Source organism: Rhizobium phaseoli, assembly GCF_001664385.1.
Classification (GTDB): Bacteria; Pseudomonadota; Alphaproteobacteria; order Rhizobiales; family Rhizobiaceae; genus Rhizobium; species Rhizobium phaseoli.
Genome location: NZ_CP013536.1, coordinates 76,947 through 92,414 on the forward strand (window position 1 = coordinate 76,947; position 15,468 = coordinate 92,414).

Annotated in this window: 16 protein-coding genes; 10 read left to right on the plus strand and 6 right to left on the minus strand. The window is 61.4% G+C overall.

Going from position 1 to position 15,468, the window contains the following annotated elements:
* Positions 1-6: 6 nt before the first annotated feature.
* Positions 7-828, minus strand: coding sequence for a DUF1206 domain-containing protein (locus AMC88_RS27620; protein ID WP_037139135.1), 822 nt, complete (start codon positions 826-828; stop codon positions 7-9).
* A gap of 98 nt (positions 829-926) precedes the next feature.
* Here AMC88_RS27620 and AMC88_RS27625 point away from each other — a divergent pair, with 98 nt between their 5' ends.
* The 4 genes from AMC88_RS27625 to AMC88_RS27640 all read left to right on the plus strand — a co-directional run bounded on the left by AMC88_RS27625 (position 927) and on the right by AMC88_RS27640 (position 4,311).
* Positions 927-1,394: an NUDIX hydrolase gene (locus AMC88_RS27625; protein WP_064826327.1), complete on the plus strand. Its 468-nt coding sequence runs from the start codon at positions 927-929 to the stop codon at positions 1,392-1,394.
* Between the two features lie 689 nt (positions 1,395-2,083).
* The gene (locus AMC88_RS27630; RefSeq protein WP_335725709.1) at positions 2,084-2,920 is read left to right on the plus strand and encodes an alpha/beta fold hydrolase; all 837 of its coding nucleotides are present in this window, start codon (positions 2,084-2,086) and stop codon (positions 2,918-2,920) included.
* Between the two features lie 90 nt (positions 2,921-3,010).
* Entirely contained in the window at positions 3,011-3,469 is a 459-nt protein-coding gene (locus AMC88_RS27635) for a Rid family hydrolase (protein WP_064826329.1), read from the plus strand.
* Positions 3,470-3,531: 62 nt separating this feature from the next.
* Positions 3,532-4,311, plus strand: coding sequence for a gamma-glutamylcyclotransferase (locus AMC88_RS27640; RefSeq protein ID WP_016735433.1), 780 nt, complete (start codon positions 3,532-3,534; stop codon positions 4,309-4,311).
* Here AMC88_RS27640 and AMC88_RS27645 read toward each other — a convergent pair.
* Complete coding sequence (locus AMC88_RS27645; protein ID WP_004674004.1) at positions 4,298-5,197, minus strand: LysR family transcriptional regulator; 900 nt, start codon at positions 5,195-5,197, stop codon at positions 4,298-4,300. The two genes, AMC88_RS27640 and AMC88_RS27645, sit on opposite strands and share 14 nt — an antisense overlap.
* 117 nt (positions 5,198-5,314) lie before the next feature.
* On the opposite strand from AMC88_RS27645, the gene AMC88_RS27650 reads away from it, so the two are divergent.
* The 6 genes from AMC88_RS27650 to AMC88_RS27675 all read left to right on the plus strand — a co-directional run bounded on the left by AMC88_RS27650 (position 5,315) and on the right by AMC88_RS27675 (position 11,781).
* Positions 5,315-6,250: a VOC family protein gene (locus AMC88_RS27650; RefSeq protein ID WP_064826330.1), complete on the plus strand. Its 936-nt coding sequence runs from the start codon at positions 5,315-5,317 to the stop codon at positions 6,248-6,250.
* Between the two features lie 277 nt (positions 6,251-6,527).
* On the plus strand, positions 6,528-7,217 hold the full coding sequence (locus AMC88_RS27655; RefSeq protein WP_004674003.1) for a hydrolase: 690 nt from the start codon (positions 6,528-6,530) through the stop codon (positions 7,215-7,217).
* Between the two features lie 58 nt (positions 7,218-7,275).
* Positions 7,276-7,563, plus strand: a complete 288-nt coding sequence (locus AMC88_RS27660; RefSeq protein ID WP_010009505.1) for a XapX domain-containing protein — start codon at positions 7,276-7,278, stop codon at positions 7,561-7,563.
* Positions 7,563-9,545, plus strand: a complete 1,983-nt coding sequence (locus tag AMC88_RS27665; protein WP_037146248.1) for an amidohydrolase — start codon at positions 7,563-7,565, stop codon at positions 9,543-9,545. Before AMC88_RS27660 ends, AMC88_RS27665 begins: the two co-directional genes overlap by 1 nt.
* A 203-nt stretch (positions 9,546-9,748) precedes the next feature.
* Positions 9,749-10,186 carry a DoxX family protein gene (locus AMC88_RS27670; protein WP_037146246.1) on the plus strand — a complete coding sequence of 146 codons (438 nt, stop codon included), beginning with the start codon at positions 9,749-9,751 and terminating at the stop codon, positions 10,184-10,186.
* A complete protein-coding gene (locus AMC88_RS27675; RefSeq protein ID WP_037146244.1) occupies positions 10,183-11,781 on the plus strand; it encodes an MFS transporter in 1,599 nt (532 codons plus the stop codon). The genes AMC88_RS27670 and AMC88_RS27675 overlap by 4 nt, the downstream gene beginning before the upstream one ends.
* 427 nt (positions 11,782-12,208) lie before the next feature.
* Here the strand turns inward: AMC88_RS27675 and AMC88_RS27680 are convergent, their stop codons facing one another.
* The 4 genes from AMC88_RS27680 to biuH are packed head-to-tail and all read right to left on the minus strand — an operon-like array spanning position 12,209 to position 15,459.
* On the minus strand, positions 12,209-12,550 hold the full coding sequence (locus tag AMC88_RS27680) for a cupin domain-containing protein (RefSeq protein WP_037146241.1): 342 nt from the start codon (positions 12,548-12,550) through the stop codon (positions 12,209-12,211).
* Positions 12,543-13,211, minus strand: a complete 669-nt coding sequence (locus AMC88_RS27685) for a cysteine hydrolase family protein (protein ID WP_037146239.1) — start codon at positions 13,209-13,211, stop codon at positions 12,543-12,545. Before AMC88_RS27685 ends, AMC88_RS27680 begins: the two co-directional genes overlap by 8 nt.
* Positions 13,211-14,761: an ABC transporter ATP-binding protein gene (locus AMC88_RS27690; RefSeq protein WP_037146237.1), complete on the minus strand. Its 1,551-nt coding sequence runs from the start codon at positions 14,759-14,761 to the stop codon at positions 13,211-13,213. Before AMC88_RS27690 ends, AMC88_RS27685 begins: the two co-directional genes overlap by 1 nt.
* Positions 14,758-15,459 (minus strand): biuret amidohydrolase, encoded by a 702-nt coding sequence (gene biuH, locus AMC88_RS27695; RefSeq protein ID WP_016735441.1) that lies wholly within the window; start codon positions 15,457-15,459, stop codon positions 14,758-14,760. Before biuH ends, AMC88_RS27690 begins: the two co-directional genes overlap by 4 nt.
* Positions 15,460-15,468 lie beyond the last annotated feature (9 nt).

The window sequence follows — 15,468 nt, forward strand, 5'->3', positions numbered from 1 at the left end:
TTTTTGCTAATGGCCAGCTGTCGGGATCGAATGTTTGACATCGGCAAGGGACGGGCTGCGCACGATGCGATAGCGTGCCTCGACGAGGTTATAGATCCCGAAGGCCGCCAGTCCGGCCGCGACGGCGATATAAAGGATCGAGCCGAAAGGAAGCTGCCTCACCCATTCAAGCGCGTCCGCCATGCTGCCTGCCTGCTGCGGGTCGACGCGAAAACCCGCATAGGCAAAGAAGATTCCCGTGATCACGAAGACGACGCCGCGGGCGACGAGGCCGTAGACGCAGACCGTGGCGACCACGCCGCTGGCGTCGGCGAGCCTGAGATAGCGCTCGAATTTCTTGGTGATGCCCTTGGCTGCGGTCCCGACACCGCCGATGATGAAGCCGAGGCCGACGGCAACGGCGATATAGGCGCCGAACGGCTGCGACATGATCCATTGAGCCAATCCCTTCTCACCCGAGCCTTGGCTGCCACCGCCGCTGAACAACGCGTGGGCCAGCGCGTATCCGGCAAGCCCGAGGTAGACGACGGCGCTCCCGAAGAGAACCGTGCGGATGGCGACTGCCTTGGCGCCGGTGCCATGCCCGTCGGAGTCGGCCAGGGATTGGGCCAGCCGCCAGGCGACGAAGCCGAGAAGGCCGATGCCGATCAGCCCCACCCAGATGCGGCCGAAAGGCTGTGCGAGCAGCGTCGAAAGCGCCGACTTCGTTTCCGGCCTTCCGCCGGCTACACCGGAGAACAGGGCCAAGCCTGCCACAAGCAGGAAGACGACGCCGCGCGCGACATAGCCGCTCTTGGCAAGCAGGTCGAAACGAAATCCTTTGGGCATGGTATACTCCGCGCATCGATGTGGATGTCACCCCTAACGCGCCATCCCGCGGAAAGTTGTCGTCGAGGACAAGGCCAAGCTCATGCCGGGAGTTGCCGATGCCGGTCCGTAGCGCCGGACTTCTCATCTATCGCCTTTTCGAGACGGGTCCTGAGGTCCTGCTCGTCCATCCCGGTGGGCCATTCTGGGCGAAGAAGGACGAGGGCGCCTGGTCGATCCCGAAGGGATTGATCGAAGCCGGTGAAGACGAACTGTCCGCAGCAATCCGGGAGGCGCGGGAGGAACTCGGCGTAGAAATTGGGGGCGCCTTCGCCCCGCTCGGCGAATATCGCCAACCCGGAGGAAAAACGGTGGTCGTCTGGTCGGTGGAGGCGGAGCTTGATGTCGAGACGGTGCGCAGTTCAGAGTTTCAGCTCGAATGGCCGCCGCGATCGGGCCGTTTCCAGAATTTTCCCGAAGTCGACCGCGCAAAGTGGTTTCCCACCGCCGAGGCTGAGATCAAGCTTCTCAAGGGGCAGGTCGCTATGGTTGCAGATCTTGCAAGGCAGCTCGACCGAGGCCGATGAGAGATCGCTCCGTTTCGACACGAATGAAGGAGCAGTCGGCGACCTCAAGTAAGGTATCGGCAATCAGCCCATAGGATAGTGTTTCGCCGGCCCGTCGGCTGACCCCGAGGGATGATGAGGTTGAACCTGCCCCTGCGCGCCGAGATGTCGCTATAGCTGGCTAGCTCATCGGTTTTCCTGAAGGCGGCCAGATGCCCGGTGGCTATGTCGTGCGGGGCTGGACCGAATTTTTCGTCAGAGTTCGCCAGATAAGTCGTTATAGCTTTTCAGGCACTTAACCTATCTGACAGACCTGTCGCCGGTTCGATTCTTTTCAAGGCGAAAGCGCTCACCGAGCCGAACTCATCTCAGATATCTGCGGGGTTCCTGCGAGTCCGCTGATGCGGGCAAGGCCGTCAGCTCTACGACGCCCAGTATTTCAGAATTCGCAATAAAGTCGAAATTATTCTCGCAATTGTGAGTGGATGCATCTGACTGCAATATCGCCCTGTCAGACGAACACAGCGTCGCCTGAAGTTTTCATTCACGAAATCGCAGGATGCGAGATGACCCTGAACCTTTCTTCCATGACACGCAGAGTTGCGCTGCTGTCCGCAGGCGCCGCCGCAGCGGTTGTCGCGATTTCACCTCCTTTCAGCGTCGCAGGCAATGCCGCTCCCGCCGCCAACCCAACCGAAGGAAACAAGACCATGGCATACGTAACCACCCAGGATGCAGTCGAAATCTTTTATAAGGACTGGGGTCCGAAGGATGCCCAGCCGATCGTATTCCACCATGGGTGGCCGCTGTCGTCGGACGACTGGGATGCACAGATGTTGTTTTTTCTCTCCAAGGGTTATCGCGTCATTGCCCATGACCGCCGTGGCCATGGCCGATCGAGCCAGGTGGCCGATGGTCACGATATGGACCACTATGCCGCCGACGCCTTTGCCGTCGTCGGAGCGCTCGACCTGAAGAATGCCGTTCACATCGGCCACTCCACCGGCGGCGGTGAAGTTGCCCGTTATGTCGCGAAGTTTGGCCAGAAGGACGGGCGTGTTGCCAAGGCCGTTCTCGTTTCTGCCGTACCGCCGCTCATGCTCAAGACCGAGGCCAATCCCGAAGGGCTGCCGATGGAGGTTTTTGACGGCTTCCGCTCCGCGCTTGCCGCAAACCGCGCCCAGTTCTTCCGCGATGTGCCCGCCGGCCCGTTCTACGGTTTCAACCGCGATGGTGCGACAGTGCATGAAGGCGTTATCCAGAACTGGTGGCGGCAGGGCATGATGGGCGGCGCGAAGGCGCATTACGATGGCATCAAGGCTTTCTCCGAAACGGATCAGACCGAGGACCTCAAGGCCATCAGCGTTCCGACGCTTGTTCTGCACGGTGAAGACGACCAGATCGTTCCGATCGCCGACTCGGCTCACAAGTCGGTTAAGCTCCTGAAGAACGGGACGCTGAAGACCTATCTGGGCTTCTCACACGGCATGCTGACCATCAATGCCGATGTCCTCAACGCCGACCTCTTGGCTTTCGTCCAGGCTTGATCGGCATTGGCGGCGGGTGTGGCCTCCGTCGCCTCGCTAGTTGCAACAGTCCTCAGCGCCGATAGGGCGTCTCGAATTCAGGAAATCACCATGACCAACACCAACTACAGCAAAAAGATTGCAAACTACGGCGTCGCCTGGGAAGGCGCATTCGGATACGTGCAGGCCTTGCAGGTGAAAGATACCATCTATATCTCGGGCCAGTTGAGCCATGATGAAGAAGGTAAGCTTATTGCTCCCGCAACACTCGACGGCAAAGGCCGGCCTGCCGACTTCACACAGATGGAAGCACAGATCCGTCAGACTTACGTCAACGCCAAGAAGCTTCTCGCCGAATTTGGGGCCACGCTTGACGATGTCGTAGAAGAGACACTCTTTGTTCTCGACATTCCAAGCGCCTTTGCGGCGGGATCCAGGGTCCGCAAGGAAATGTACGGCACGGACATGCCGCCGGTCGCCAGTAATCTGATTGGCGTCAACGCGTTGGCCTTTCCGGAGCAGATCGTCGAGATCGCGTTCCGCGCCGTCATCGACCGCAACGCTGCCTGATACGGCAACAGCCATGCCAAGGGCCATCGGATGCGACAAGGCGCCGGCGGCCAAACTTTTGAATGGACCAGAAGATGCCAAGACGTTCAAAAATCAGGACGCGCCTTCCGGCTTCGTTGCAGCTGACCGCCGAACTCGTGACCAAATCCCTCAGGGTTGTCGAAGAGCAGGGTCCGGAACCGAACTGGACACCGATCTCAACCACACAGCTTGATCAACTCGTCAGCCATGTCGAGGAGGAAGCGGGCGACGGGGAGATCTGGATATTCGCCTATGGCTCCCTGATGTGGAATCCGGGGTTTGATTATACGGCCAGTGAAGATGCTGTCGCCTACGGGTGGCACCGTGCATTCTCACTTAGGATAGAACGACTTAGGGCGACATCCGATGCGCCAGGGCTAATGCTTGCTCTTCAACCTGGCGGCAGCTGTTCCGGTCTGGTCCTGAAGCTTCCTTGCGTGACGAAGAAACAAGACCTTCGCACGCTTCTCGCCCGAGAAATCCGCTATGTCGAAGTTTGTGACATGGTCAGATGGGTTTCGGTAAAGACGCCATCAGGGCCACGCCGTGCCCTGACCTTTTGGGCAAGCCCGAAGCAATCTCCACTCACGGAGAAGGTGCCTCTGGATGAAGCCGCACTGCTGATCGCACAGGCGTGCGGTCCTGCGGGGTCCTGTGCCGAATATCTGCATCGCACGGTCTCGGATCTGGCGGATCGAAACATCTACGATCGGAACCTGTGGCAGTTGCAAAAGCTTGTCGCCGCAAGGCTGCAAGCAATGACTGTAAACAGTCGATCAAGCGCCGACGTTGACCGTCCACTGCCTGTCAATCAAGCATGACCATGTGCGCTGCCACCTGCTCCTCGAAGAACTTGGAGAACGAGGCGATCCGCGGCGGTAGCGCTTGGTATGGTGGATAATAGAGCGTCAGCCATAGATCCGGCGGCGCCCATCCACGAAAGACGTGAACAAGGCGACCGCTACGGATGTGCTCGGCAATATTGAACCCCGGCAACAAGGCGACGCCCGCTCCATCTGCGGCCATGTCGGCCAGAACCTCGCCACTGTTCGCACTGAACGCCCGTCCGGCAGAGATCGCAATGCTCGATCCGCCATCCGACAGGATCCAGTTCTCCCGCCGGCTTTCCCCGCTATAGGCAAGGCAGTCATCCGGCGTCAGCTCGTGAGGATGCGACATGTCGACGAAGCGGCTGCCGGGCGCTGCCACGAGGATGCGCGGCACGACGCGGATCTTTCTCCAGATGGTGAACTTATCGGACGGCTGGGAGGAGATGCGGATCGCCAGGTCGTAGTCGTCGTCAACGATGTTCACCAGCCCATCAGAGAGGGAGATCTCGAAGCTCATCTTCGGATACTTCTCCTTGAAGCCGGACAGGATCGGCGGCAGCACGACCTTTCCAAACCAGGTTGGCGCGCTGATCCTGAGGCGCCCCTCCTCAGCCTTGTGCGCGTTCATCATCTCGCGCCGCGCGTCCTCGAGCGTCTTCACCGCGGGCTGGACCTGCGCCGCGAAGATCGCGCCGTCCGTCGTCAGGGACACCTGCCTCGTGGTGCGCACGAAGAGCTGGACGCCGAGCTCCGCCTCAAGGGCAGCGATGGCTCGCGTTACGGCCGCAGGCGTCATGTCGAGTTCGCGCGCGACTTGCGCGAAGTTCCGCTTCTCAGCGGCGAGGAGGAAGGTGCGGAGGGCTTTATAGTCGTTCATGCTATTATTTCACTTCTTGCAATTCTGTCGAAAGAAGTATTGCAATTCAGCGCGGTGAGCAACCGGTCTACATTCAGTTCACACAACAAAGACCAGTGCTGACTGAAAGGCATCGACATGATCAAGGACATCAAGGGACTGCACCACGTGACGTCGATGGCGTCGGACGCGCGGCAGAACAACCGCTTCTTCACCGAGACGCTCGGCCTGCGCCGCGTCAAGCAGACCGTGAACTTCGACGATCCCAGCGTCTATCACCTCTACTACGGCGACGAGACGGGATCTGCGGGGACGGTGATGACCTACTTCCCCTTTCAGAACATGATGCTCGGACGTCCGGGCGTCGGCGAGGTCGGCGAGACGCAGTTCTCCGTGCCCGAGGGTTCGCTCAAGTTCTGGCAGGACCACCTCTCGTCGCAAGGCGTCGACGGACTGGACGGCGACACCGTCTTCGGCGCCGGCCGGCTTCGGTTCATGGGGCCGGACGGCGACAGCCTCGCCCTGATCGAGTCGGCCGACGATCGCCGCTCGTCTCCCTGGCTCGCCGGCGGCATCCCGGACGACGCGGCAATCCGCGGTTTCGCAGGAGCCCGCTTCAGTCTGCATGAAACGGCCGCGACCGAGGAACTGCTCGGCTTCATGGGCTATCAGCGCGCCGAGAAGGAGGGCGACGTGACGCGCTTCGTCATTCCGAACGGAAACGGCGCCGACACGATCGATCTGCAGCTCTTGCCCAACAGGCCCTTCGCCCGGCAGGGCGCGGGTTCGGTTCACCATATTGCCTTCGCGGTCGACAACCGCGAGACGCAGCTCGAAGTCCGCAAGGCGCTGATAGATACCGGCTACCAGGTCACGCCCGTGATCGACCGGGACTACTTCTGGGCCATCTACTTCCGCACGCCGGGCGGTGTGCTGTTTGAGATCGCCACCAACGAGCCGGGCTTCGATCGCGACGAGGACACCGCCCACCTCGGAGAGGCGCTCAAGCTGCCGAGCCGGTATGAGGAATTCCGCGCTGAGATCGAGTCCAACCTTGTCCCGCTGGCTGCGTAGCCGCGCCTCCAGACCTACTGCAGAAGAAGGGCCGCGATCCGAAAGGGTTGCGGCCCTTCTTTCCATCCGGGGAGGACTCGCTTGGCCGCCTGAACTATTTCGTTTTCCGTAATTCATTCGACATATTTATTGCAATTCCTCGTAGACGCGTGTGGCGATAGGTTTGATTTCAGCAGCCAAGAGGGCAAGCGAAACCGGCAAGCAGGCCCGGAAGCTCCCGACAGCCGCTAGCGATTTCTGGCACCGTTCGCGGGCCGCAACCAAGAGGAAGAGAACCATGTCCAAGCTCGAAGTCCTGACCCCTGCAAACAGCCAGCTCATCTTCATCGACCAGCAGCCGCAGATGGCGTTCGGCGTCCAGTCGATCGACCGGCAGACACTGAAGAACAACGTCGTCGGCCTCGCCAAGGCAGCAAAGATCTTCGATATTCCGACCACCATCACCACGGTCGAGACGCTGTCCTTCTCCGGCAACACATATCCCGAGCTGCTCGCAGTCTTCCCTGAGAACGACATCCTCGAACGGACCTCGATGAATTCCTGGGACGACCAGAACGTCCGCGACGCGCTGGCGAAGAATGCCGCCGCCGGCCGCAAGAAGATCGTCGTCTCTGGCCTCTGGACGGAAGTCTGCAACACCACGTTTGCTCTCTCCGCTCTCAACGACGTTTCGGACTACGAGATCTACATGGTGGCCGACGCTTCCGGCGGCACCTCGCTGGAGGCCCACAACCGCGCCATGGACCGCATGGTGCAGGCAGGCGTGATCCCGGTCACCTGGCAGCAGGTCCTGCTCGAATGGCAGCGCGACTGGGCACGCAAGGAGACCTACGACGCGGTCACCACGCTGGTGAAGGAGCATTCGGGCGCCTACGGCATGGGCATCGACTATGCCTACACGATGGTTCATGGCGCGGAAGAACGCGTCAAACATGGCAAGCGCATCGGCCCGAACCCGGCGAAGTAATGTTCTCCCCGCCGCTCCGGCAACCCGCCGGAGCGGCTTCAGATCCGAAAGGTGTCCCATGAAAATGTATCTCATGTCGCTCGGCGCGGGCTTGATTGTCGGCATCGTCTACAGCCTTCTGAACGTCCGCTCGCCGGCGCCACCCGTCATCGCGCTCGTCGGTCTGCTCGGCATTCTGGTCGGAGAGCAGCTCATCCCGTTCGCAAAGACGCTGCTGGCGCAGGAGCCCGCGGCGGTGTCGTGGATCAACCAGATCAAGCCGCATATGTTCGGTCACCTCCCCAAGGGCAGCGAGCAAGCCGAGGTTGCCCGTCGGGCAGCGGCGGATATAGAGGGGCGGAGCTGATGACGACGCGTCGATCCTTTCTGGGCGGAGCGTCTAGTCTGGCGTTCTCGAATCTCTTCTCCCCGGCGAAAGCCGCCGATCCCAAGCAGACCGGAGTAGACACCATGTATCCCGACCTGATCCTCCACAACGGGCGCGTGACCACGCTCGACCGCACCAATCCGAACGCCACCGCGATCGCCATCAAGGACGGCCTGTTTCTGGAAGTCGGCACAGATGCCGAGATCATGGCTCTCGCTGGATCGAATACGAAGATCGTCGACCTTAAGGGCAAGCGCGTTCTGCCGGGCTTGATCGACAACCACACCCACGTCGTGCGCGGCGGGCTGAACTACAACATGGAACTACGCTGGGATGGCGTCCGCTCGCTGGCCGACGCGATGGACATGCTGAAGCGCCAGGTGGCGATCACCCCGGCGCCTCAATGGGTGCGTGTCGTTGGCGGCTTCACCGAACACCAGTTCGCCGAGAAGCGCCTGCCGACGATTGAGGAGATCAATGCGGTCGCACCCGACACGCCCGTGTTCCTTCTGCATCTCTATGACCGCGCCCTCCTCAATGGGGCGGCGCTGCGGGCGGTCGGCTACACGCGCGATACGCCCAACCCGCCGGGCGGCGAGATCACCCGTGATGCGAACGGCAATCCCACTGGCCTGCTGCTTGCCAAGCCGAATGCCGGCATTCTTTATTCGACGCTCGCCAAGGGGCCCAAGCTGCCCCTCGACTATCAGGTTAATTCGACCCGCCACTTCATGCGCGAACTCAATCGCCTAGGCGTTACGGGCGTGATCGACGCGGGCGGCGGCTACCAGAACTACCCCGACGACTACGAGGTGATCCAGAAGCTCTCCGACGAAAACCAGATGACGGTTCGTCTGGCCTACAACCTGTTCACCCAGAAGCCGAAGGGAGAGAAGCAAGACTTTCTCAAATGGACGTCCTCGGTCAAATACAAGCAGGGCAACGACTACTTCCGTCATAACGGTGCCGGCGAGATGCTGGTCTTCTCGGCCGCTGACTTCGAGGATTTCCGCCAGCCGCGTCCGGAGATGGCTCCGGAGATGGAAGGCGAACTGGAGGAGGTTGTTCGAGTCCTAGCGGAAAACCGATGGCCTTGGCGCATGCACGCCACCTATGACGAGACCATCAGCCGCGCGCTTGATGTCTTTGAGAAGGTCAACAAGGACATTCCGCTCGAAGAACTGAATTGGTTCTTCGACCACGCCGAGACGATCTCCGACCGCTCCATCGACCGGATCGCAGCGCTTGGTGGCGGCATCGCCACGCAGCATCGCATGGCCTACCAGGGCGAGTACTTCGTGGAGCGCTACGGCCCTGGCGTGGCTGAGGCGACGCCACCGATCAGGAAGATGCTCGACAAGGGCGTGCATGTCTCTGCCGGCACCGATGCGACGCGTGTTGCTTCCTACAATCCATGGGTCTCGCTGTCCTGGATGGTGACAGGCAAGACGGTGGGCGGCATGCAGCTTTATCCGCGCGCCAACTGCCTCGACCGAGAGACAGCGCTTCGCATGTGGACCGAGAAGGTCACATGGTTCTCCAACGAGGAAGGCAAGAAGGGTCGCATCGAGAAGGGACAGTTCGCCGACCTCATCGTGCCGGACAAGGACTTCTTCTCCTGCCCTGAAGACGAGATCTCCTTCCTCGTCTCCGATCTGACCATGGTCGGCGGCAAGATCGTCTACGCAGCGGGCGAGTTCAAGGCCCTTGATGAGAACGATATCCCGCCTGCCATGCCGGACTGGTCGCCGGTTCGCAGGTTTGGCGGATATGCCGCGTGGGGCGAGCCGGATGGTGCAGGCGCGCGATCCTTGCAGCGCACGGCGATCTCCACATGTGGCTGCGCCAGCGATTGTGGCGTGCATGGTCACGACCATGCCGGCGCCTGGACGTCGAAGCTGCCGATATCGGACCTCAAGGGATTCTTCGGCGCTCTTGGATGCTCCTGCTGGGCAGTCTGAGGCGATCTCATCATAAATGACCGAACGGGCAGCGGTGGCGACCGCTGCCCGTTTCCGTTTCCGCCAGCGGTGACAATTGCGGAATTCGCAATTAACTCAAAACTATTGATGCAATTGTTAGAGCAAGTCGTTCCCGTAAAAATCGCTCCATCAGACGAACACCAAAGCCGCTCGAACGGACCGGCAAGACTGCAGGAGCAACAATGACCAGCAACTCACATCCGACAACTCGCGGGCTTCTCGCCGACATCGCATCGGCACCTGCCCTGCGGACGGCCGCACTTCTTGCGCTCTGCGCCGCCTATATCCAGGGACCTCTCACGAAGATCGCCGACTTCGACGGTGCGCTCGCCGAGATGGATCGTTTTGGTCTGCACCCCGCAGCCTTCTTTGCGGTGGCCGTCATCATCTTCGAACTGACGGCGTCCACGATGGTCGTCTCCGGCTTCCTGCGCTGGGCAGGAGCTCTTGCGCTTGCGGGCTTTACCATCCTTGCGACGTTCATCGCGCTGCGCTTCTGGGAGATGGCTCCTGGTTTGGAGCGCATAATGGCGACCAACGCCTTCTTCGAACACCTTGGCCTCGCCGGCGCATTCGTCTTCGTCGCCGCATACGATCTCACGAGAGGAGCAGGCAAATGAGCACCACCAAGTCGTCCGGAGGCACCTTCGCGCCTCTTGCACAGCCCGTCTTTGCCGTCCTTTGGGCGGCCACCGTCCTCGGCAATACCGGAAGCTTCATGCGCGACGTCGCAAGCTCCTGGCTGATGACGGATCTCTCGGCGTCGCCGGCCGCGGTTGCCATGGTTCAGGCGGCAGGGACTTTGCCGATCTTCCTGCTCGCGATTCCGGCGGGCGTCCTCACCGACATCCTCGACCGCCGCAAGTTCCTGATCGCCGTGCAGCTCCTGCTGGCATCGGTGAGCATCTCCCTGATGGTCCTTTCGCAGACTGGCATGCTTTCGGTCAGCGCACTTGTCGGCTTGACCTTCCTGGGTGGCATCGGGGCCGCCCTGATGGGCCCGACGTGGCAGGCGATCGTTCCGGAACTGGTAAAGCGGGAAGACGTGAAGAGCGCGGTCGCCCTGAACTCGCTCGGCATCAACATCGCCCGATCCATAGGCCCGGCCGCCGGCGGCCTGCTTCTCGCCGCTTTTGGAGCAGGGGTCACCTACGGGGCGGACGTCGCCAGCTACATCGTGGTCATCGCCGCGCTGCTCTGGTGGCCGCGGGAAAGGAACGCCAGCGATGCCCTTCAGGAGAACTTCTTCGGCGCCTTCCGTGCAGGACTTCGATACACCCGCTCCAGTAGACCCCTCCACGTCGTGCTTCTGCGCGCCACGATCTTCTTCGCCTTCGCCAGCGCAGTCTGGTCGCTCCTGCCTCTCGTGGCCCGGCAACTGCTCGGCGGCGACGCCAGCTTCTATGGCATCTTGCTTGGCGCAGTCGGCGCCGGCGCCATCGGCGGTGCCCTGGTTATGCCGAAGCTGCGCGAACGCCTGAGCTCCGACGGTCTGCTTCTCGGCGCGGCAATCGTCGCCGCGGTCGTCATGGGAATCCTTGCGCTCGCGCCTCCGAAGATCGTCGCCATCGTCGTCCTCCTGTTCCTCGGCGCCGCGTGGATCACCGCCCTGACGACGCTGAACGGCACGGCGCAGTCCGTTCTGCCGAACTGGGTGCGCGGCCGCGGTCTCGCCGTCTATCTGACCGTGTTCAACGGCGCTATGACGGCCGGCAGCCTCGGCTGGGGCGCGGTCGGCGAGGCCGTTGGCGTCCAGTCCACCTTGCTCATTGGCGCGGGAGGTCTGCTTGTCGCGGGCTTCATCATGCACCGGGTGAAGCTACCGGCAGGCGAAGCCGACCTCGTCCCTTCGAACCACTGGCCGGAGCCGCTGGTCGCCCAACCCGTCGCCCATGACCGCGGACCGGTTCTGATCCTGATCGAATACAAGGTCGAGAAGCATCACCGCACTGCCTTCCTGAACGCCCTCGACCGGCTATCCCAGGAACGTCGCCGCGACGGCGCCTATGGCTGGGGCGTCACCGAAGACTCGGCCGATCCGGAGAAGATCGTCGAGTGGTTCATGGTGGAATCGTGGGCCGAGCATCTTCGCCAGCACAAGCGGGTGTCGAACGCCGACGCCGATCTCCAAGGCAAGGTTCTCGCCTATCATGCCGGAGCGGACAAGCCTGTCGTCCGTCACTTCCTGACGATCGATCGGCCAAGTGTGGCCTAACGGATTCATAAAGGCGCAGGGCGGCTGCGGCTGCCTGTTGCTTGGGCGATGGGCCGGAAACGATAATGCATTACCAGATTTAAGGCTCATCTACCCTTCGCGGATGCGACCGCGCAGCATCAACAAAGAGAATGATAATTCCCATCGGCTCATCAGGCTCTTGCTAGCACTAGCCGCCGCCCGTGTAGCGCCGCTTCATGCTGGAGACGTTGTAATACAAAAGCTTTATACTGTCGGTGGGAGGTTGTAGGTTTGAATCTCATCAAGGCAACCGATTTGAAAAACCTACGTGGATCTTACCGCTTCATGCCGGGATCGGTCACGCGGCCAGGAATAATGCAACGATCGCGGCGTGCTGACGTCATTGCGACAGACTGGCGCAACGGGGCAATGTCGAAGGCCGGAATCGCCGGTTTTATGCGACGTCCTATTCCAGTATTTTCACCGGCCGATCCCATTGGATGAGCACGACGCAGCCGGTTTCGCTCCAGACCGAATGTTCGGTACCGGGAGCGTTGACGATATAACTGCCGCGACCATAATCGCCCGCCTCGTCGGATTGTACGCCATCAAGAACGAGAATTGTTTCCAGTCCCTCGTGCCGATGGCGCGGAACGCTGGCGCCGGCCTCGTATTTCAGCAGCGCCACACCCGGCTGATCGTCCTCGAAGGAACGGATCCAATGGATGGTCACGTCGTCGCGAAAGGGGCCGAATGCCAATTCCTTCCAGCCGCCGGATGTCAGAAGTTCGCGGGTGGTTTCAGGCATGGGCAATGCTTTCCAGAATGTCGTCGACACGGGCGGTCCAGCCGACGATCGCGCCCTGGGCGCGGATCATGGCGATGGCGGCGGCCTTGAACTCGGGAAAGTAGCTTTCCGTCGCCTCCTCGGCGAGCAAGCACTCATAGCCGCGGTCGTTCGCCTCGCGCATGGTCGTCTGAACGCAGACCTCGGTGGTCACGCCAGCAAAGACCAGTTGTCTGATGCCCTTTCGCTGCAGCGCCTCCGCGAGTCCGGTGGCATAGAAGGCGCCTTTGCCGGGCTTTTCGATGACCACTTCGCCATCGATCGGAGCAAGCTCCGGTAGGATCGCCGTTCCCGGCTCGCCAGCTATGAGGATGCGGCCCATGGGGCCTTCGTCGCCGATCCTGAGCATGGGATTGCCGCGGTCGCGTTTTGACGGCGGCAGATCCGAAAGGTCGGGTCTGTGGCATTCCATCGTATGGATGACCGGCAGCCCGGCATAGCGGAAGCCCTGGATCAGGCGTTTGACATCCGGGACGATCCTGCCGATGCGGCTCACGTCGTTGCCGAGGCTTGCGCCGAAGCCGCCGGGCTCGGCAAAATCGCGCTGCATATCGATGACGATAAGGGCGAGCTGGTCGTGCTTTACCGGGAAAGCGAAGGGTTCTGCCTTGATCTCGGCCATCAATGATGCCCCGCCATGTGGGCGCCGATCACGGCGATATCGGCCGCACGCGCCGGTGTCTCGTAGACCAGCCTGCCTTCGGAAATGACCATGATGCGGTCGGACATCTCGAGCAGTTCGTCGAGATCTTCCGACAGCAGCAGCACTGCCGTGCCGGAATTGCGGGCCTTCATGATGCGGGCCCGGATTTCGGCGACAGCCGAGAAGTCGAGGCCGAAACAGGGATTGGAGACGATCAGCAGGTCCACTTCGCCGGTCAGTTCGCGGGCGAGCACGGCGCGCTGCACGTTGCCGCCTGAAAGTGCGGCGATCGGCGAGGATGAGGAGGCGGTCTTCACCTTGAAATCCGAAATCAGCGCCGCCGCCCGCTTTTTCATCTTGCCCTTGTTCAGCCAGATCGCATCCTTGCCATCCGCCTTCAGGTCGAAGGTCCGGAAGGCGAGATTTTCGCTGACCGTCATGCGCGGGGCGCAGGCGTTCTGCAGCGGTTCCTCGGGGATGAAACGGACGTTGTTTCTGCGGGTCTCGGAGCGCGTCGCACCATAGACCTCGCCATTGACGCTCACGCGGCCGGTGTCGGTCGGCCGCTGGCCGGCGAGAATTTCCGTCAGCTCTTTCTGACCGTTGCCTGAAATGCCGGCAATGCCGACGATCTCGCCGGATCGGACCATGAGATTATCGATCGCGATGGTCTTGAGACCGGAGCGGTCCGGCGCCTTGACCTGTTCCACCGCAAGGACGGGCCTGGCGTTTTCGGAGATGGGAACACGGCTGTCGAGCTCGGCAAGCTTCACGTCGCCGATCATCATCGCGGCCATATCCGATGTCGAGAGATCGCCGACCTTGCCGGTGCCGACCAGCCTGCCGCGCCGCAGGATCGAGACGGCATCGGCGAACTTCGTCACCTCGTGGAACTTGTGCGAAATCATCAGCACGGTCAGTTCGCCGCGCTCGGTCATTCCCCTGATGAGGCCGAGCATCTCGTCGGCTTCGGCAGGCGTCAGCACCGAGGTCGGTTCGTCGAGAACGAGAAAAGAGCGGCCGAGATAGAGCTGCTTGACGATCTCCAGCTTCTGCTTCTCGCCGGCGGCAAGCTCGCTCACGGGGCGGTCCAGCGGGATCCTGAACGGCATGCGCTCCATGAAGGCGGCAAGGTCCGTCCGCTCCTTCGCCCAGTTGATGATGGCGGGCACTTCGGCGCGGCTGATGACAAGGTTTTCGGCGCCGGTCAGCGACGGGACGAGTGTGAAGTGCTGATAGACCATGCCGAGGCCATAGATCGCGGCGTCCTTGGGTGAGGCGATGGCCACTTCGCGGCTGTCGACGGAAAGCGCGCCCGCCGTGGCGTGGTAGAAGCCCATGATGCATTTGACGAGGGTCGATTTGCCGGCGCCGTTTTCGCCGAGAAGCGCATGGAAGCTGCCGGCGGGCACCTTGATCGAGACGCGGTCGAGGGCCGTGAAGCTGCCGAAGCGCATCGTCATGTCGAGCGTATCGATGCCGACGGCTTTACCGGCGTGCGGGAGAGGTGTGTCGCGGACGGTGCTCATGGCAGCTGGCTCACAAGCGTTTGCGAATTGGAGACAGAGCCGAAGACGCCGCCCTGCATCTTCACCATCTTGATGGCGGCAAGATGGTTGCCGTAATCGGTCGCGCCGCAGCAATCTTCCAGCAGCAGGCATTCGAAACCGCGGTCATTGGCCTCGCGCATCGTGGTGGAGACGCAGACATCGGTGGTGATGCCGGTCAGGATGATGTTTGCGATGCGCTTCTGGTTGAGGATCAATTCAAGGTCGGTGGCGCAGAAGGAACCCTTGCCGGGCTTGTCGATGATCGTTTCGCCTTCGATCGGATAGAGTTCGGAGATGATGTCCCATCCGGGTTCGCCGCGGGTCAGGATACGCCCGCAAGGACCCGGATCGCCGATGCCGGCGCCGATCCGCTGCGAGCGCCAGCGTTTGTTGGCCGGCAGGTCGGCAAGGTCGGGCCGATGGCCCTCGCGCGTGTGGATGATGTGATAGCCCTTGGCGCGCATGGCGGCCAGCACGCGTTTGATCGGCTCGATCGGCGCCTGGACGAGCGACAGGTCATAACCCATGTGATCGACATAGCCGCCCTTGCCGCAGAAATCCGTCTGCATGTCGATGATGATGAGGGCCGTGTTCTCCGGTCTCAGATCGCCGTTATACGGCCAGGCATAGGGGTCCGCATCGATATAATGTCCTTTGGTTTCGACCATGGCGTCCATCGTCTTCTT